General features: G+C 43.1%; 18 protein-coding genes. All 18 read left to right on the forward strand.

Annotated elements, in window-relative coordinates; all coding sequences use genetic code 11:
* Window positions 1-3: 3 nt before the first annotated feature.
* Window positions 4-3,564 carry a chromosome segregation protein SMC gene (gene smc / locus ACXACN_RS04410; RefSeq protein WP_474962619.1) on the forward strand — a complete coding sequence of 1,187 codons (3,561 nt, stop codon included), beginning with the start codon at window positions 4-6 and terminating at the stop codon, window positions 3,562-3,564.
* A 298-nt stretch (window positions 3,565-3,862) separates the two neighbouring features.
* A complete protein-coding gene (gene ftsY / locus ACXACN_RS04415) occupies window positions 3,863-4,873 on the forward strand; it encodes a signal recognition particle-docking protein FtsY (protein WP_474966798.1) in 1,011 nt (336 codons plus the stop codon).
* 75 nt (window positions 4,874-4,948) lie between these two features.
* A complete protein-coding gene (locus ACXACN_RS04420; RefSeq protein ID WP_474962621.1) occupies window positions 4,949-5,278 on the forward strand; it encodes a putative DNA-binding protein in 330 nt (109 codons plus the stop codon).
* A 13-nt stretch (window positions 5,279-5,291) separates the two neighbouring features.
* On the forward strand, window positions 5,292-6,632 hold the full coding sequence (gene ffh, locus ACXACN_RS04425) for a signal recognition particle protein (RefSeq protein ID WP_160912454.1): 1,341 nt from the start codon (window positions 5,292-5,294) through the stop codon (window positions 6,630-6,632).
* Window positions 6,633-6,721: 89 nt separating this feature from the next.
* Window positions 6,722-6,991, forward strand: a complete 270-nt coding sequence (rpsP, locus tag ACXACN_RS04430) for a 30S ribosomal protein S16 (RefSeq protein WP_474962622.1) — start codon at window positions 6,722-6,724, stop codon at window positions 6,989-6,991.
* Between the two features lie 22 nt (window positions 6,992-7,013).
* Window positions 7,014-7,241, forward strand: coding sequence for a KH domain-containing protein (locus ACXACN_RS04435; RefSeq protein ID WP_146816518.1), 228 nt, complete (start codon window positions 7,014-7,016; stop codon window positions 7,239-7,241).
* Window positions 7,242-7,334: 93 nt separating this feature from the next.
* Complete coding sequence (locus tag ACXACN_RS04440) at window positions 7,335-7,721, forward strand: YlqD family protein (RefSeq protein WP_474962624.1); 387 nt, start codon at window positions 7,335-7,337, stop codon at window positions 7,719-7,721.
* Between the two features lie 8 nt (window positions 7,722-7,729).
* Window positions 7,730-8,245: a ribosome maturation factor RimM gene (rimM, locus tag ACXACN_RS04445; protein WP_474962625.1), complete on the forward strand. Its 516-nt coding sequence runs from the start codon at window positions 7,730-7,732 to the stop codon at window positions 8,243-8,245.
* Entirely contained in the window at window positions 8,245-8,976 is a 732-nt protein-coding gene (trmD, locus tag ACXACN_RS04450) for a tRNA (guanosine(37)-N1)-methyltransferase TrmD (RefSeq protein WP_474962627.1), read from the forward strand. Before rimM ends, trmD begins: the two co-directional genes overlap by 1 nt.
* Window positions 8,977-9,103: 127 nt before the next feature.
* Window positions 9,104-9,448 (forward strand): 50S ribosomal protein L19, encoded by a 345-nt coding sequence (gene rplS, locus ACXACN_RS04455; RefSeq protein WP_160912444.1) that lies wholly within the window; start codon window positions 9,104-9,106, stop codon window positions 9,446-9,448.
* A gap of 853 nt (window positions 9,449-10,301) precedes the next feature.
* Window positions 10,302-10,850 (forward strand): signal peptidase I, encoded by a 549-nt coding sequence (gene lepB / locus ACXACN_RS04460; protein WP_474962628.1) that lies wholly within the window; start codon window positions 10,302-10,304, stop codon window positions 10,848-10,850.
* Between the two features lie 10 nt (window positions 10,851-10,860).
* Window positions 10,861-11,706, forward strand: coding sequence for a ribosome biogenesis GTPase YlqF (gene ylqF, locus ACXACN_RS04465; RefSeq protein ID WP_474962630.1), 846 nt, complete (start codon window positions 10,861-10,863; stop codon window positions 11,704-11,706).
* A 233-nt stretch (window positions 11,707-11,939) separates the two neighbouring features.
* A complete protein-coding gene (locus tag ACXACN_RS04470; protein WP_474962631.1) occupies window positions 11,940-12,704 on the forward strand; it encodes a ribonuclease HII in 765 nt (254 codons plus the stop codon).
* Between the two features lie 18 nt (window positions 12,705-12,722).
* A complete protein-coding gene (locus tag ACXACN_RS04475) occupies window positions 12,723-14,579 on the forward strand; it encodes a hypothetical protein (RefSeq protein WP_474962632.1) in 1,857 nt (618 codons plus the stop codon).
* A complete protein-coding gene (locus ACXACN_RS04480; protein ID WP_474962634.1) occupies window positions 14,576-14,845 on the forward strand; it encodes an EscU/YscU/HrcU family type III secretion system export apparatus switch protein in 270 nt (89 codons plus the stop codon). Before ACXACN_RS04475 ends, ACXACN_RS04480 begins: the two co-directional genes overlap by 4 nt.
* A 690-nt stretch (window positions 14,846-15,535) precedes the next feature.
* Window positions 15,536-16,696 carry an ADP-forming succinate--CoA ligase subunit beta gene (sucC, locus tag ACXACN_RS04485; protein WP_474962635.1) on the forward strand — a complete coding sequence of 387 codons (1,161 nt, stop codon included), beginning with the start codon at window positions 15,536-15,538 and terminating at the stop codon, window positions 16,694-16,696.
* Between the two features lie 18 nt (window positions 16,697-16,714).
* Window positions 16,715-17,617 carry a succinate--CoA ligase subunit alpha gene (sucD, locus tag ACXACN_RS04490; RefSeq protein ID WP_474962637.1) on the forward strand — a complete coding sequence of 301 codons (903 nt, stop codon included), beginning with the start codon at window positions 16,715-16,717 and terminating at the stop codon, window positions 17,615-17,617.
* 265 nt (window positions 17,618-17,882) lie between these two features.
* Complete coding sequence (gene dprA / locus ACXACN_RS04495; protein ID WP_474962638.1) at window positions 17,883-18,566, forward strand: DNA-processing protein DprA; 684 nt, start codon at window positions 17,883-17,885, stop codon at window positions 18,564-18,566.
* The last annotated feature ends 224 nt before the right edge of the window (window positions 18,567-18,790 follow it).

Genomic DNA, 18,790 nt, shown 5'->3' on the forward strand with positions numbered 1-18,790 from the left:
AATATGTTCCTCAAACAATTAGATACGATAGGATTTAAATCATTTGCCGAACGGGTGACCGTCGATTTTGTTTCTGGAGTAACATCTGTCGTCGGACCGAACGGTAGTGGAAAAAGTAATATAACGGATGCGATTCGTTGGGTATTAGGTGAACAATCCGCCCGGTCGCTCCGAGGCAGTAAAATGGAAGATATCATTTTTGCTGGCAGTGAGAGTAGAGCTCCACTAAATATGGCAGAAGTGACTTTGACCCTTGATAATACAAACCAAGCACTGCCTTTGGATTATCAGGAAGTTAGTGTGACAAGACGCGTTTACCGCTCAGGTGAGAGTGAGTTCTATATAAATAATCAGACGTGCCGTTTAAAAGACATCGTAGACCTATTCATGGACTCTGGTCTTGGCAGGGAAGCTTTCTCAATCATCAGCCAGGGTAAAGTAGAAGAGATTCTCAGCTCCAAAGCAGAAGATCGCCGCTCCATTTTTGAAGAAGCAGCAGGAGTCCTGAAGTATAAACAGCGGAAGAAAAAAGCGGAATATAAATTATCGGAAACACAGGAAAACCTAAACCGTGTGGAAGATATCATATGGGAAATTGATGGTCAGCTTGAACCATTAAAAGAACAAGCGGCTGTTGCCAAAGATTACTTAGAGAAAAAAGACGAACTGAAGAATGTTGAGATCTCCCTATTGATCACGCAAATTGAGCAGGTCCACGGGGAATGGGAAAGCATTCTCAAAGAACTCGAAGAAGTGAAAAGCCAGGAAAAAGACTTGGGTGACAAGATCGAGACGAAGGAGTCTTCATTAAAAGAACAGAGGGATCATATAGAAAGACTTGATGCCTCTATTGAGAACATGCAGGCTCAGTTGCTTGAATTAACGAGAGACCTCGAAAATCTTGAGGGGAAAAAGCAACTAATGAAAGAACGGCATAAACACTTTGAAGAAAACAAATCGAAATTGGAAGAAGCTTATGAGGATCTTTCTGAAAAATTGGTGAACTTAAAAGCAATTGCTGAAGAAGAAGCTCAAAAGTTAAAAGAGATCACAGAAACAAGGGAAAAAACGAAACAAGAATTAAATCAAACCACTCAAGCATTAAAACAGGATCTTCATCTTATTGAAGATGAGATAGAAGACTTGAAGAGTGACTATATCGAATTGCTGAATAAGCAGGCAGCAAAACGAAACGAAAAACAGCTTTTAGAAAAACAACTGGATCAAATTCACTCCAAAAAAGGAAGTCAAATCGATAAATTTAAAGATCTTAGAAGCGAGCGAACAAAACTTGAAGAAAAATTGACAAGTATGACAAGCGAGTTGGAAAGCCTGACCAAGCAACGGGAAGAACTTGAAAAACAAGTCCAACAATTGAATGAAAAATACGAAAAAAATAAACAGACATACCAGGAATGGCAGGACAAGCTGTATAAAGGCTATCAATACTTGGAAAATATGCGTTCGAAGAAAGAAATGCTTGAAGATATGAAGGAAGATTTTTTAGGTTATTTCCATGGTGTTCGTGAAGTGTTGAAAGCCTCTCAAAAAGGTCAGCTGCAAGGAATACATGGAGCTGTACTCGAATTGATCGATATCCCTACGAAACTTCTGACAGCTATAGAAACGGCACTTGGTGCGCAGGCCCAACACATTGTCGTTGAGGACGAACAAGCCGGAAGACAGGCCATACACTGGTTGAAAACGAACAATAAAGGAAGGGCTACCTTTCTGCCCCTGACATCGATCCAGCCTCGTTCCGTCCATGGCAGTGCCTCGCTTGCTCAGCAGGAAGGTTATGTAGGCGTAGCCGCTGACCTTATCCAGTATGATCAGGCTCATGCAAAACCGGTCCAGCACCTTCTTGGTCATATCGTCATTGCTGAAGGCTTAGAGCAGGCGAACCAAATCGCTCGTTTGTTAAACCGAAAGTATCGGATCGTAACGCTTGATGGTGACGTCGTCAATCCAGGAGGCTCGATGGCCGGAGGGGCGAAAAAACAGTCCAAACAATCCTTGTTCACAAGAGAGAAGGAACTGCAGGAACTGAGTGAGAAAATCGTAGCTTACGATGCAAAGGCGTTGGATGTGGAGAGTAAAGTGAAAAAACTGAAGGCGACCTTATCAGAACAAGAAGAAGAAAAAGAACAATGGAATGAGAGACTTTCTGAATTAAAGAAAGAAGAATATGAAAAACAGTCTGATCAACGGGAAGTGCAATTGAAACTCAATCATTTAAATGATCAGCTTCAATTGTTCGACCAAGATCAAGCCCAGTACGATCAAGATTCTCATCACGCTGATCAACAGTTGAAAGACCTTGACGAAACCCTTCAGACCCTGGAGGGAGAACTTGTTTCTACCAATACGAAGATTGAAGAGCTTACGAAAACGAAAGAGCGTCAGAAAGAAGATGAGGCTAACTTGCAGGAACGCAGGCAGACGCTTCAAATTCAACTAGCTGAGCAAGAGTCAGCGGTCAATAACCAAAAAGAAAAAGCTGATCGGTATCAGCAGGAAAAAGATTTGATACAGCAGGAATTGCGAGGGAATCGTGCCTCCTATCAACAACTGATGGAAGTGAAAGAATCAAATCAAACGGAAGATGAAATTCAGGCTCAAATAGAAAAAATGAGAACAGAAAAAGAAGAAACGGTTTCGTCTATCGAAATGAAGAGAAAAGAGCGCCAGGCACTCGCTGGAGATATTCAACAAGCAGAACAGATGCTGAAAGAATTAAAGCGGAGACATCAAAACTTTATTCAAGATATGCAGCAAAAAGAAGTCAAAGCCAACCGTCTGGATGTAGAACTTGAGAATATGCTTCAATATTTGCAGGAAGAGTATGTGATGACGTTTGAAAAAGCGAAGAGAGACTATCCAGGTGTCGATGATGTCGATGAAGCATCAACAAAGGTTAAACTGATCAAACGCGCCATCGAAGAGCTTGGAACCGTGAATTTAGGAGCTATTGAAGAGTATGATCGGATTAAAGAACGCTATGAATTTCTGAAAGGGCAGCAAGAAGACTTACTAGAAGCCAAACAGACCCTTCATACCGTGATCAATGAGATGGATGGTGAAATGAAGCGGAAATTCGAAGATACATTTACGAAGATCCGGGCGGAATTTGGTGAGGTTTTCCGTACCTTGTTCGGTGGAGGGAGAGCCGATTTGCAGCTCACAGATCCTACAGATATGTTGGAAACGGGGGTCGATATTGTTGCCCAGCCTCCAGGTAAGAAGCTGCAAAACATGAGTTTGCTATCCGGAGGAGAACGTGCATTGACGGCGATCGCTCTGTTATTCTCAATTCTGCGTGTACGCCCTGTCCCATTCTGTGTCCTGGATGAGGTAGAAGCGGCATTGGATGAAGCGAATGTGGATCGATTTGCTAAGTTTTTGAAAGAATTCAGTGCAAAGACACAGTTCATTGTCATTACCCATAGAAAAGGAACGATGGAAGAGTCGGATGTTCTTTATGGGGTCACCATGCAAGAATCAGGTGTTTCTAAACTGGTATCTGTCAGATTAGAAGAAACACCGGAATTATTGGAAGCTTAGGAAGGATGAGTCGATGAGTTTTTTTAAGAAGCTGAAAGAAAAGTTTGTGAAAGCTCCTGAAGCTGAAGAAGAAAAGAAGGAACAACAAGTGAACGAAACAGAGGCATCCGATCAAGAGGATCATTTACCTGAAACAGGTACAGATTCTGCGGATACCAATGCTTCAGACGGTACTGAGCTTCAAGGGGAAACCGAAATATCAGAAGTTGAGGAACCTTCCGTTGATCAAGAGGAGGATTCTGTAGATCCAGAACCGGATAAAGAAGACGACCAAGGAGTCGCTGAACTTGAAGATCCACTGGCAGAAAGCGAAGAAAAAGAGAGCTCCGAAGAAGATGAAAAAGCATCTATTGCTTCCAAATTCAAGATGGGGCTCGCTAAGACGAGGGATTCATTCTCCGGTAAAATCAATGACCTTGTCGCACGTTACCGCACGGTCGATGAAGATTTCTTTGAGGAACTTGAAGAAGTATTGATTTCTGCTGATGTCGGGGTTACGACCGTGATGGAAATGATTGAGGAACTTGAGATGGAAGTGAAACGTAGAAATGTTCAAGACCCTCAAAAAGTGAAAGAAATCATTTCTGAAAAGTTGGTCGAGATCTACTATGGTGATGATCGAGCAGAAGAAATCGAAGGATTGAATGAAAATCCAGACGGCTTGACGATTTACCTGTTCGTCGGTGTGAATGGGGTAGGAAAAACAACGACGATTGGTAAGCTTGCCCACCGACTGAAAAGTGAAGGGAAGAATGTTACGCTTGCTGCCGGAGATACATTCCGTGCAGGTGCTATTGAACAACTCGAAGAGTGGGGCAAGCGTGTAGGAGTGAATGTAACCAAGCACAGTGAGGGCAGCGACCCAGCTGCTGTCATTTACGATGGCATTCAATCCGCAAAATCGAAGAATGCCGATGTTCTTATTTGTGATACGGCGGGCCGACTTCAAAATAAAGTGAACTTAATGAATGAGCTATCCAAGGTAAAACGAGTTATTGAACGTGAAGTGCCTGGAGCCCCTCATGAAGTGCTGCTTGTGCTCGATGCTACCACAGGACAAAATGCCATGAGCCAGGCGAAAACATTTGCTGAAGCGACAGATGTTTCAGGAATTGTCCTATCGAAACTGGATGGAACAGCGAAAGGCGGAATCGTGCTGGCTATTCGAAATGAATTGGACATTCCGGTGAAGCTTGTCGGCCTTGGAGAAAAAGTGACCGACCTTGAGACATTTGATGCTCATGCTTTCGTTTATGGACTGTTTGCAGATATGATTGACGAATATGAGGAAGAAGAAGAACTTTCATAAGCCTTGACATGAAGGTACATGTTCCTTTAGTATTTATGTGTAAAGGCATTTCACTTAACAAGGAGTGCTTAAAGCATGCTTGAAAAAACGACACGGATTAATTATCTTTTTGATTTCTATCAATCGTTGTTGACTCCAAAACAGAGGAACTACATGGAGTTGTACTATCTCGAAGATTACTCTCTTGGGGAAATATCGGAAACCTTTGATGTCTCGCGTCAAGCGGTGTATGATAATATTCGCCGAACAGAGAAAATGCTTGAAGAATATGAAAAAAAGCTTCATCTATATGAGAAGTTCGAAAAACGGCAGAAAGTGATTAAGGAAATGGAAGCTCAGTTTAAAAAAGACGAGCTGCCGGCCCCTTATGAATCATGGCTGCACGAATTACAAGAATTAGAATAGGAGGGGATCTTCGATGGCATTTGAGGGTTTATCCGACCGTTTGCAGGAAACGATCAAGAAAATCAAAGGCAAAGGGAAGGTAAACGAACAAGACGTAAAAGAGATGACCAGGGAGGTCCGTCTCGCCCTCCTCGAGGCCGATGTTAACTTTAAAGTCGTTAAAGATTTTGTTAAGCGTGTACGTGAACGCGCCGTCGGTCAGGAGGTCATGGAAAGCCTGACTCCTGGACAGCAAGTCATCAAAGTTGTAAAAGAAGAGCTCACAGAGCTGATGGGCGGCGATGAAAGTAAAATCGCGGTTGCCAAGCGTCCTCCGACAGTCATCATGATGGTCGGTTTGCAGGGTGCAGGTAAAACAACCACGACCGGAAAGCTTGCGAACCTGTTGCGTAAAAGTTACAACAGGAAGCCGTTACTTGTAGGAGCTGACGTCTACCGTCCAGCTGCGATACAGCAATTGCAGACACTCGGAAAACAACTGGATATGCCAGTCCATGAGGAAGGTACCGAAGCAAATCCTGTAGACATAGCCAAAAATGCGATCGCTAAAGCGAAAGAGGAGCACCACGATTATGTGCTTATCGATACTGCTGGACGTCTGCATATTGATGGCGATCTGATGGGTGAATTGCAGGAGATCAAGGAAGCGGTCAATCCGGATGAAATCTTCCTTGTTGTCGATGCTATGACAGGTCAGGATGCTGTGAATGTTGCAGAAAGCTTCGATGAGCAGCTTGATGTCACAGGCGTGCTACTCACGAAACTGGATGGAGATACACGCGGTGGTGCCGCATTGTCCATCAAAGCAGTGACTGGCAAACCGATCAAATTCGCTGGTATGGGGGAAAAGCTCGACCAGCTTGAGACCTTCCACCCTGAGCGTATGGCTTCAAGGATTCTTGGCATGGGCGACATGCTTACATTGATTGAAAAAGCGCAAACGCAAGTCGATGAAAAGCAGGCCAAAGAGCTGGAATCGAAAATGCGTAACGCTTCCTTTACTTTCGAGGATTTCCTTGAACAGATGGAGCAAGTGAAAAACATGGGACCACTGGATGAAATTTTAAACATGATCCCAGGGGCCAACAAGATGAAAGGTCTTCAGAATGTGTCGTTCGATGACAAGCAGATCGTTCATGTGGAAGCTATCATACAGTCGATGACGAAAAATGAACGACAGGATCCTTCCGTGATGAATGCCAGCCGTAAGAAGCGGATTGCCAAAGGTTCCGGGACTTCTGTGTCAGAGGTCAACAGACTGTTAAAGCAGTTTGAAGAAATGAAAAAAATGATGAAACAAATGAGCAATACAAAAGGGAAAAAAGGCAAAGGAATGAAATTTCCTTTTATGTAATGGAAAAATCCTTTACACACCCTTGAAGTTCTGCTAAAATCTAAATCTGTGTGAAACATTAAAGAAAAGAAATTTGGAGGTTGTTAAAAATGGCAGTAAAAATTCGCCTAAAACGTATGGGATCTAAGCGTAACCCATTTTATCGTGTAGTAGTTGCTGATTCTCGTTCTCCTCGTGATGGACGTATCATCGAGCAAATCGGAACATATAACCCAGTTGCTAACCCTGTAGAGGTTAAGCTTGATGCTGAGAAAGCAATGGACTGGATGTCAAACGGCGCGAAGCCAAGCGACACTGTTCGTAACCTTTTCTCTAAAGAAGGCATCATGAAGCAGTTCCACGAAAAGAAAAACCAATAAATCATAAAGTAGTGGTGATCCCATGAAAACCTTAATCGAAACGATCGTAACTCCGCTTGTCGATCATCCTGATGACATCATCGTGGATGAGAAGGAGGAAAATCACAAAGTGGTTTATCATCTCACCGTTCACCCGGATGATGTTGGGAAAGTGATTGGTAAGAACGGGCGGATTGCGAAAGCGATTCGGACTGTCGTTTATGCGGCAGGATCAGATTCTGAAAAACGAATCTATTTGGATATCATGTAAGAGAACTAATTTTATTGGTGTGAGAAGGGAGAAGGGAAACCTTTTCCCTTTTTTACTATTCACATGGAATGATGCAGAGGGGCGGGCGAAAAGATGCAGATCATCCGAACAGTGCCTGTTAAACAAATATTAACAGAAGTCAGTCGTGCACAAATCAAGGAAAAGTTCGACGAACGATATCAACGTCTAGACCGGGAATGCAGACAGCTTTCATTTGAACAAAAAAAATTAGAACGCAAGCCTGGTGTTTCCAGACAGGAAGTAGAGCGACGGTTTTCAAAGGAAATTGGACGTAGGAAAGATCAACTGAAGTGGTTGGAATACCAGCGCAAGCAATTGGATATCCTGCCTGATGGAAGTGAATTGGAGACAGACGAAGTAGAAGCGCTGATTGAAGTTGAAGAAGGCGATCAGTGGGAAGAGGTCATACAGGATCGCCAAATCGTCGTGAAAGACGGAAAAGTCATACGAGCGAGGTAATAGCACTCATGGAAAAACAGTTATTCAATGTCGGTAAGATTATCAACACACATGGCATCAAAGGAGAAGTGAAAGTTCATCGTGTCACTGATTTTGATGAGCGATTCGAACCAGGCCAGCTTTTGTATTGGGTAAGTGATAAAAACGATCCGAAACCATTGGTAGTTAGTACACACCGGGTTCACAAAGGTTTCGACCTTGTAAGCTTCGAGGATCACTCTTCGATTAATGATGTCGAAGGATACAAGAATGGAAAGCTGATGGTATCAGAAGACGATCAGGAAGAACTTGATGAACATGAATTTTATTTTTATGAAATCATTGGATGTACCGTATTTTTAGAGTCAGGTGAAGAATTAGGTGAAGTGAAAGAAATTCTTACCCCTGGTGCGAATGACGTTTGGGTTGTGAAGCGGAAGAAGCAGCCGGATGTTCTCATTCCGTACATCGAACCTGTCGTTAAAGAAGTGGATACGAAGCAGAAGAAAATCATCATCGATCCAATAGAGGGGCTGCTAGACTAATGCACATCGATATTTTGACACTTTTTCCAGAAATGTTTGATGGTGTCCTGCAGAATTCGATCATGAAGCGTGCTCAGGAACAAAACGCCTTTTCCTATCAGTATGTCAATTTTCGTGATTACACAGAAAACAAACACAACAAAGTGGATGACTACCCATACGGGGGAGGTGCGGGACTTGTTCTATCCCCACAACCCATATTTGATAGCATTCAGTCCATAGAAGATTCAGCGGAAACACCACCGCGTGTCGTCCTTCTGTGCCCGCAAGGAGAACCATACTCCCAGAAAAAAGCGGAGGAACTAGCCAAAGAAGATCACCTTGTCTTCATTTGCGGACATTACGAAGGGTACGATGAGCGTATCCGGCAAGAATTGGTCACTGACGAAATTTCCATCGGTGATTATGTCCTTACAGGAGGAGAACTAGGAGCAATGGTCGTCATCGATTCTGTTGTCCGCCTGCTTCCTGGGGTTCTAGGAAATGAGCAGTCGGCTCCTATGGACTCATTCTCAAGCGGCTTACTTGAACATCCGCACTATACAAGACCAGCAGACTTTCGCGGGCACAAAGTGCCGGACGTTCTATTGTCAGGCAACCATGCCAAAATCGATGAGTGGCGTCACTATCAGTCATTGAAACGGACATTTGATAGAAGGCCGGACTTGCTCGAAGAAAAAGAGCTGTCGGCTAAAGAACAATCATGGCTGGAAGAGTGGAAAAATAGCTGAGTACTGTTGATGTTTGTCAGTATCTATGGTATATTAATCTTTGTGCTTAAACGTTCGGTTTAAGTGGAAAACGATGTTCCGCTGCCTCATAGAAGACAAGAGCATTAGTTAAAAAGGAGTGAAAATCATGCAACAATTGATTCATGACATTACAAAAGAACAACTTCGTTCGGATCACCCAGATTTCCGTCCTGGTGATACTGTAAAAGTACACGTGAAAGTTGTCGAAGGCACACGTGAACGTATCCAGGTATTCGAAGGTGTTGTCATCAAGCGTCAGAACGGCGGAATCAGCGAAACATTCACTGTTCGTAAGATTACTTACGGTACAGGTGTTGAGCGTACATTCCCAGTTCATTCTCCACGTATCGCTAAGATTGAGCGTACTCGTCGTGGTAAAGTACGTCGTGCGAAACTTTACTACTTGCGTAACCTACGCGGTAAAGCTGCACGTATTAAAGAAATCATCTAATTTCAGTAAAAAGGAGCTTGCGATGCCAAGCTCCTTTTTTCTACTTAACTATAGGTTTATTAAGTATATTTTATGTGGAAGTTGTTGAAGTATATGGCAGGTTTCTATAAGACTTGATTTCGAGACTTTTGTGCTGTGGATAGGGGCTGCGGGGAATAGCTCGCTTTCCGCGGGAGCGCGGTGAGCCTCCTCGGACTGCGTCCTGTGGGGTCTCACCCTGCACTTTTTTTCCGCAGGAGTCTCGCCATTCCCCTCCGCCCCTTTGCCATGGCAGAATCTCGAAATCACTTCTGGAAGAATCAGCTTGTATGATTGAATAAAGACGTGAATTTTAACCTCTCCACGTTGGGTATTCAGGAAGTAAAAGCTCGATCCACAGCGCTTCATGCCTGCGTAGGAGGGGAGAGTGTCCTCTACTACATTGGTGTTAGGCACAATGATTAACAACCTCCTCTCCTTGTAGGTAAAGCAGCTTACCCCGGAAGTAGTTTCGAGATCTTCTTATGGTCAAGGGGCGGAGGGAAACGGTGAGACTCCTATGGGACGTGTGGGACAGGTGAGACCCCGGAAGGCGTAGCCTGAGGAGGCTCACCGCCCGCCCCATGGAAAGCGAACTGTTTCCCGGAGCCCCTAAACGCACACGAACATCTCGAAACTGAGTCTTCCGCTAAAGGGAGCATAACTGGAATAGCAAAGGATTTAAGCATGTTATGATATGATTTGTAAGACTTAATAATGAAAAAAAAGTGAGCCGTTCAGCAGCAACCATGTATGATGAAAAGGTTGGAATGACAACCGGTATCCTATGGTATTGCCGCTCCAGACTCCTTCATTCAAGGAAGAAGGGATATTGATGAAACAACAATGGTTGGACTGGTTGAAAGCATTTTTAATCGCCGGCGTATTGGCTGTGATCGTCAGAGTATTCTTGTTTGCTCCGGTAGTCGTAGAAGGGCCTTCCATGTTAACCACCTTACATAGCGGGGATCATTTGATCGTAAGTAAGCTCAATTATAAACTTGGAACGCCTGATCGTTTTGATGTCGTTGTATTTCATGCAACAGAACGTAAAGACTATATCAAACGGGTGATTGGCCTTCCAGGGGATCATATCGCCTATGAAGATGATCAACTCTATGTGAATGGTGAGCCTGTAAAAGAACCATTTCTCAATGAACGGAAACAACAATTAAACGGAAGTCGCCCGTTGACCGATGATTTTACAATGGAAAAATTACCAGGTGAGTATGAAGTAGTGCCGGAAGGGCATTTATTCGTACTCGGCGATAACCGCAACAACTCGACAGACAGCCGGATGCTCGGCATGATTGATCAAGACCAGATGGTCGGGGAAGCCGTCGTTTCCTACTGGCCATTAAATCGCATCCAGCTTGTGAACTAGGAGGATCTACATGACCATTCAATGGTTTCCAGGCCACATGGCCAAAGCAAAAAGGGAAGTCGCTGAAAAGCTTAAGCTCGTGGATTTCGTCATTGAACTTGTTGACGCACGTGCACCCTTATCATCTCAAAATCCAATGCTCCATAACACCTTACAAGAAAAGCCAAAAATGATGGTGTTGATGAAAAAAGATCTCGCTGACACCCAAATTACGAGTGAGTGGATTGAACACTTTAAAGATAAGGGAATTCCAGCTGTTGCTATTGAAGCGAACGAAAAACAGGATGTACAAAAAGTTGTCCAACAAGCGAAAGAGTTAGGCAAAGAGAAAATGGACAAGCTCAAAGCCAAAGGCATCCGCCCCAGAGCTTCCCGTGCGATGATCATAGGTATTCCAAACGTTGGGAAGTCTACATTGATCAATAGACTGGCTAATAAGAAAATGGCAAAAACGGGAGATAAACCAGGCGTGACTACGAAGCAACAATGGATCAAGGTGAAGAAAGAATTCGAACTGCTTGATACTCCTGGAATTCTGTGGCCGAAATTTGAAGAAGAGGAAGTGGGGTACCGCTTAGCTGCTATCGGTACAATTAAAGATCAAATTCTGCCGAAAGAAGATGTAGCTGCGTATGTGCTTAATTTCCTACAACAATTTTATCCAGAGAAGCTCGAGGAGAGGTTTAGCCTCGAAAATGTGGATGACATGATGGAGGCTTTTGAGAGTATCGGGAAGAAACGCGGCTGCCTTGAAAGTGGAGGCCGGATTAATTTCGAAAAAGTTTCTGACATTATTTTACAAGACTTGCGAACAGGGAAGCTTGGTTTGATCACCCTAGAGCGCCCTGACTCGTAAAAAAAAAGCGCAAAGAGGCTCACGCCCCTTGCGCTTTCTTTATGAAGTTTACATCTTATTACCTTTGATTACGTTTGAACGGAAAGGAAAAAGCAACCGGCTATCCTTTGCTCTAATATCGTCCAATAGAAACACGATGAAAAGTAAAAAAGATAATAATACAACAATTTACCATTGGATTATACAATGGTAGAAAACGTCCGATATGATAAGAAATGGAGGATTTATGTTTCATGCCCCAATTGACTGTAGCCCAGGTGAAAGCAAGACTTAATGAAGATGAATTGAGCGCTGATGAATTAGCGGTGTTTAGAGAAGATACGAGAAAAGGTGTCCAGCAACTCATTAAGCGCTATGAAAAAGAAGTGCAGCAAAAACAAAAGTTGAGAAAACAGTATGATCAGATGATGATGTTTGAAAAAAATCTTTTCCATCGAGGATTCACCTATGTAGCAGGTATAGACGAAGCAGGGCGAGGACCCATCGCCGGCCCAGTCGTTGCAGGTGCTGTCATTTTGCCTCGTGATTATTACTTAGAAGGACTGAACGATTCGAAGAAACTTTCCTTAAAGAGTCGTGAGGCATATTTTGATCGGATCAAGACAGATGCCGATTGGGGTGTAGGGATTGTCACAAATGAAGAGATTGATCAGATCAACATCTATCAAGCAACAAAACTTGCTATGAAGCGAGCTGTCGAAGAACTTTCTTTTCAACCGGAACATTTGCTGGTTGATGCGATGGAAGTGGATAAGGTATCAAGTTCTCAAACAAAACTGATTAAAGGGGACGAGAGAAGTGTTTCCATTGCTGCCGCTAGCGTCATCGCAAAAGTGACAAGGGACAGAATGATGGCTGAATTGGATGAACAATATCCGATGTATGAATTTCGTAACAATCAGGGATACGGAACCAAGCCACACGTGGAAGCCTTAAAAGCTTATGGGCCTTCTCCCGTTCATAGAAAAACGTTTGCCCCAGTAAAAGATTTGCTCTAAGAAAGGGATGGAATAGAGATGAACCATTTGATTAACGGTCTTACACATCTATCTACACATGCAGCCTTGCCTGTTGAACCTAAATATGGACAACTAATAAAAGGGAAAGTCACTCAATCTCTACAAGAAAACAAAGTTGTGGTCAACATTGGCAAGAAAAGTGTGCAAGCCATAGTAAATCAACCGTTAATCAAAGGTTCGTCATATTTGTTCCAAGTCAAACAAGTTAATCCTGCTCTTGTATTACGTCCTGTATCGCTTTCAGAAAATCATCCGGGACAAATGGATCTTTCCTCTCTTTTAAAGCAGCTAGGAGTGAAGGAGAACAGAAAGAATCGATCATTGTTGAAACAAATGGTTGATTTGAACGTGCCTTTACATAAGAATGATTTAGCAAAGGTGTTCCGATGGATACAATCCTCTGAGAATCAACAATTAGCACGGGATCTATCTTTATATATGCTTAGCAGAAAAATGCCAATTCAACCTTCCGTGTTTTCGGCGCTCATAACGAAATACACATCTCAATATTCTCAAGTTTTATCAGAGGTTGAACAACAATTGGGTGGAAAAACTATCTCTGCTTCCGATGAAAAAATCAGAGGAATGGTCCATGCATTACGAGCAGAACAAAAGCCTAACGCTGAAAACTCGACTCTTACCAAATTGAGGTCTGAGTTAGCGAATGGATCGAAAATGACTTTTGATCTATTTAAAAAAGCGGAAATTATAGAGAACAAGCTATCCTATTCAGCGTTCAAACAAAATTGGGTGCGTCAGAATCCCAGTTTGGAACAATTCCCTTTTACAAAAGAACGAGTCGCTCGCTCTTTACAACAGCTGTTGCAACATCAACTTCCGTTATCCTCATCAGAAAGTCAAACGGTCACACAATGGGCGCGCTCATCGGAAAAACTGCTGTCTCTATGGAATCAACAACCTTCAAATTTTGACTTCCCAATGCTGTCTCAACAAACACGTAAACAATGGACAGCAACTTTTAAAAAGGTAATGGATCAAAAAATAATGGAACGACTAACCCCGCACCTACAAGAATCGACAGAGGTTTTTATGAATAAAGCCGTAACACAATTAAAACAGTCCAGTAGTGAGAGGTACCCATTTACTAAAAGTGAGTTTAAATCCTTTCTTTCTGATATCCAACATGTGCTTGGCAAACAAATGTCTGTTGACCAACAAAAGCTTCTCGTTCAATCTCTGCAGTCATTGAGCCAGAGTATCCAGCTTTCTGATCATGATCGAATGTGGCTGCAAATGAAAGCGATGATGAATGGGGTCGGATTCAATGATGAACATTTACTTGCGAAGGCTTCGCAACATCCCGATGCAGTTGCGTCTTCAGAAAGTTCATTAAAAACATTGCTATTAATGGGACTAACTGAAGGATCAGAAGTGAAAGCTGAAACAGCCCATCGCCTGATCCACTTAATCAATGGGACTCAACTCGCCTCGCACTCGGAGAACCCACAAACCCTACAAATAGCGCTTCAGTTCCCTGGTGATTTTATTGGAGCTTTGAAGGATGTGCATATGAATATGGAAGGTCGAAAAAATGATGAAGGTCAGATTGATTCTGACTATTGTCACGTGATGTTCTACCTGCATCTAGCTCAACTAGAAGAGACCATTATAGACCTGACAATTGTTGAAAGACGTGTATCAGTCGTTGTATACAACGAAAACCCAGAGGTTGAAATGCTTTTTAAACCGCACCAGGAGAAGTTAGAAGTGGGTTTAAAGATGGCGGGTTATGAATTAAACTCCATTCAGGCACGCACAACGGGGCCAGTTTCAAAAACCTTTGAATCTAAGAAAGCAGTGGAAGAGGAAGAAGGGCTGGATATCAGAATATGAATAAAAAAAGAAAAGAAGCCATTGCTTTAACCTATCAATCTGAAAAAGCAGCTGCTCCAGAGGTTGTGGCTAAAGGGAAGGGTATCATTGCTGAGAATATCTTAAAAGCCGCAGAAGATCACCAAATACCCGTACAAGAAGATGCCACACTTGTCGAATTACTTTCAGAATTGAATATCAATGAACAAATCCCAGAAGATCTGTACCACGCCGTCGCTGAAATTTTCGCCTTCATCTATAACGTTGATCAACAACAAAAGAAATAGTATCTTAAAGTATTTGGCAGGATTGTGGAAGACTCAGTTTCGAGATATTTCGGGGTTCGTTGCTGAGTTGAGCGTCAGGGGTGGCTGGGAAGCTACTCGCTTTCCTGCGGGGATGGCGGCAAGCCATTCCCGCGGGAGTGTCGCAGCTTCCCAACCACCCCATTCGATTATGTGAGAAACGAACCCCTTTACCATGAAGGAGCATCTTCCACCCCCTACTACCTACAGTAAGAAAGGGCTCTATAACAAGCGGTTATAAGCTCTATTCATACGATGGAGGTTTTGTGTTATTGCTCCAAATACGTATAAATCGCCTAATTCTGGAAGTAGTTTCGAGATACTTATATGGCAGAGGGGCGGAGGGGAATGGCGAGACTCCTGCGGGAAAAAAGTGCAGGGTGAGACCCCACAGGACGCAGTCCGAGGGGGCTCACCGCGCTCCCGCGGAAAGCGAGTCATTCCCCGCAGCCCCCATCCACTCAACAAAAGTCTCGAAACTGAGTCTTCAAGAAAAGGGAGCGTTTATGGAGAGACGATCTAGCGGGGAATTCGACATTTCAAATCTAGTTTACATAATAATATACTAGTGAATCTATTGAATTTTTCGACAGAAATCTAGCTTAGTATGGACAATTGATAGCGTTTTTTTATACAATGAACATGCAGTGAAATTTGATGGGAGGATGAAACATGAACATTCACGAGTATCAAGGAAAAGAAATTATGCGTGATTTTGGCGTATCTGTGCCAAATGGACACGTCGCATATACCGTAGATGAAGCTGTCGAAGCAGCGAAGAAATTAGGTAGCGATGTTACAGTCGTCAAAGCACAGATCCACGCAGGTGGCCGCGGAAAAGCGGGCGGAGTCAAAATTGCTAAAAATCTTGACGAGGTGCGTACATACGCTGACGAAATACTAGGAAAAACACTTGTAACCCATCAGACTGGACCAGAAGGCAAAGAAGTAAAGCGCTTACTTATCGAAGAGGGTTGCGATATTAAGAGCGAATACTATGTCGGTCTAGTTCTCGATCGCGCGACAAGCCGTGTAACGATGATGGCTTCTGAAGAAGGCGGTACAGAGATTGAGGAAGTCGCAGAAAAGACTCCTGAGAAAATCTTTAAAGAAGTCATCGATCCTGTGACAGGTCTTACACCGTTCCAGGCGCGTCGACTTGCATTCAATATTAATATTCCGAAAGAATCTCTAGGAAAAGCGGTTAAGTTTATGCTTGGCCTTTATGACGTTTTTGTACAAAAGGATTGCTCCGTTGCAGAAATTAATCCACTTGTTACAACAGGTGACGGCGATGTGCTGGCTCTTGACTCCAAGTTAAACTTTGACGATAACGCGCTATTCCGTCAAAAAGACATTGCTGAACTTCGCGATCTTGAAGAAGAAGATCCAAAAGAAGTGGAAGCATCCAAATACGATCTTAGTTACATCGCCCTTGATGGTAACATTGGCTGTATGGTCAATGGTGCAGGTCTTGCGATGGCAACTATGGATACAATCAAACACTACAATGGAGATCCTGCCAACTTCCTTGATGTCGGAGGCGGCGCTACAACAGAAAAAGTAACCGAAGCTTTCAAAATCATTCTTTCTGATGAAAATGTTAAAGGAATCTTTGTGAACATTTTCGGGGGAATTATGAAGTGTGATGTCATCGCTGAAGGTGTTGTAGAAGCGACAAAACAAATTGGACTGACATTGCCTCTTGTTGTCCGTTTAGAGGGTACGAACGTAGACGCTGGGAAGAAAATTCTTGATGAATCAGGCTTGAACATCACTTCTGCAGATTCTATGGCAGAAGGCGCACAAAAAATCGTTGAACTAGTCAAGTAAGAAAGGCGGGGAAATCAGATGAGTGTATATATTGATAAGAACACAAAAGTCATTGTTCAAGGTATTACAGGATCGACAGCACTTTTCCATACGAAACAAATGGTTGAGTATGGGACACAAATCGTTGGTGGTGTAACGCCAGGTAAAGGCGGTACTGAGGTTGAAGGCATTCCTGTATTCAATACAGTTGCTGAAGCTGTCGAGAAAACAGGAGCAAATGCTTCCGTCATTTACGTCCCTGCACCGTTTGCAGCGGATGCCATCATGGAAGCGACAGATGCAGATATGGATCTTGCTATTTGTATTACGGAACATATTCCTGTATTAGATATGATTAAAGTGAAACGGTATATGGAAGGAAAGAAAACACGACTTGTTGGACCAAACTGTCCTGGAGTCATCACACCAGATGAATGTAAAATTGGAATCATGCCTGGCTATATTCATAAAAAAGGCCATGTAGGCGTCGTTTCTCGTTCTGGTACATTAACCTATGAAGCTGTTCATCAGCTTTCAGAAGCTGGAATTGGTCAATCCACAGCGGTCGGAATCGGGGGAGATCCTGTAAATGGGACCGATTTCATTGATGTATTGAAAGCTTTCAATGAAGACCCTGACACAGAAGCTGTCATCATGATCGGTGAAATTGGTGGAACCGCCGAGGAAGAAGCCGCTGAGTGGGTGAAAGCCAATATGAATAAACCAGTAGTCGGTTTCATTGGTGGCCGTACAGCCCCTCCAGGAAAACGCATGGGTCACGCGGGTGCCATCATTTCCGGTGGTAAAGGTACTGCAGATGAAAAGATCCGCGTTATGAACGAATGTGGAATTCAAGTCGCTGAAACCCCTTCGGTTATGGGTGAAACACTGATTCAAGTGTTAAGAGACCAGGATCTATTTGAAAAATGTAAAACACACTAAATAAATGTTGATAGAGGTCGTATCGATAAACAGGTACGGCCTCTAACTTATGGAAACGAGGTGCCTCATGAAAGACCGAAGAACACGTCTACTCCTCCTACACGACTCCCCTCACATGACAAGACCCTTACTTAGAAAAATAGAGCAGAAAGACGCTTCTTTTTTATACCCCTTCTCTAGTACACCCACCCAGCTTTCCGTGTCTCTTTCTATCCCTCTCACAAAAGCTCAATACATCCTACGCCATATAACAGACCATAATATAATGAAGAAACTCGACATGCAGGACAAGAAATATACGATTGTCACCGTATTCGACCCCTTATATCCTAAACTTTTAAAGACGATTCCGGACCCTCCTTATGTTTTGTACACAGAAGGGGATGTTTCGCTGTTACACTCCCCCTTATCCTTGAGCGTTGTTGGTACGCGAAGACCTTCTTCCTATGCTTTACCTGCAATGAAATCTGTTCTTATCCCAATAATACATGCTGGTTTTACGATCGTTAGTGGTATGGCTAAAGGTGTTGATCAGCTTGCTCATACGTTGGCTGATGAATCCAAGGGAAAAACAATCGCTGTTCTCGGTTCAGGATTCGAGCATATTTATCCTAGGAACAACCTTTTTCTTTATCACACATTGGCAAGAAATCACTTGGTCGTAAGTGAATACCCTCCGGATTGTCCACCGAAAAAATACCACTTCCCTGAGCGTAACCGACTGATCGCTGGGTTGACCCCAAGCACCTTCGTCATCGAGGCTCGACTGAAAAGTGGAACATTGATCACCGTGGACCAAGCCTTAGAACAAGGCAGAGATGTCTATGCACTCCCGGGGCCTGTGGGTAGGGTAACGAGTGAAGGTTGTCATAAAATGATCAATGATGGTGCAAAATTGGTCCATACGTATCATGACATTCTTGAAGATTGGTTAGAAAAATTTGAATAATTCATTACAAAGGTGTTACATTCAAGGGTAGAATTAAACCGATTTGAGACTTTTTTGAAAAATATATGTTTGACAAACGGTTTCATTGTATTTAATAATAGGGAAGATTTATTTTATAAAAGCTTCTCAAGCAATGACATGGAAGAATAATGGGTAGAATGACTTTTTGTCTATGGACGGGAGCTGTAGTTTTCCTTTTCCATTCTGCTTAAGTTATACATTAA

This window comes from Halobacillus sp. AWM4_238 (genome assembly GCF_056158265.1).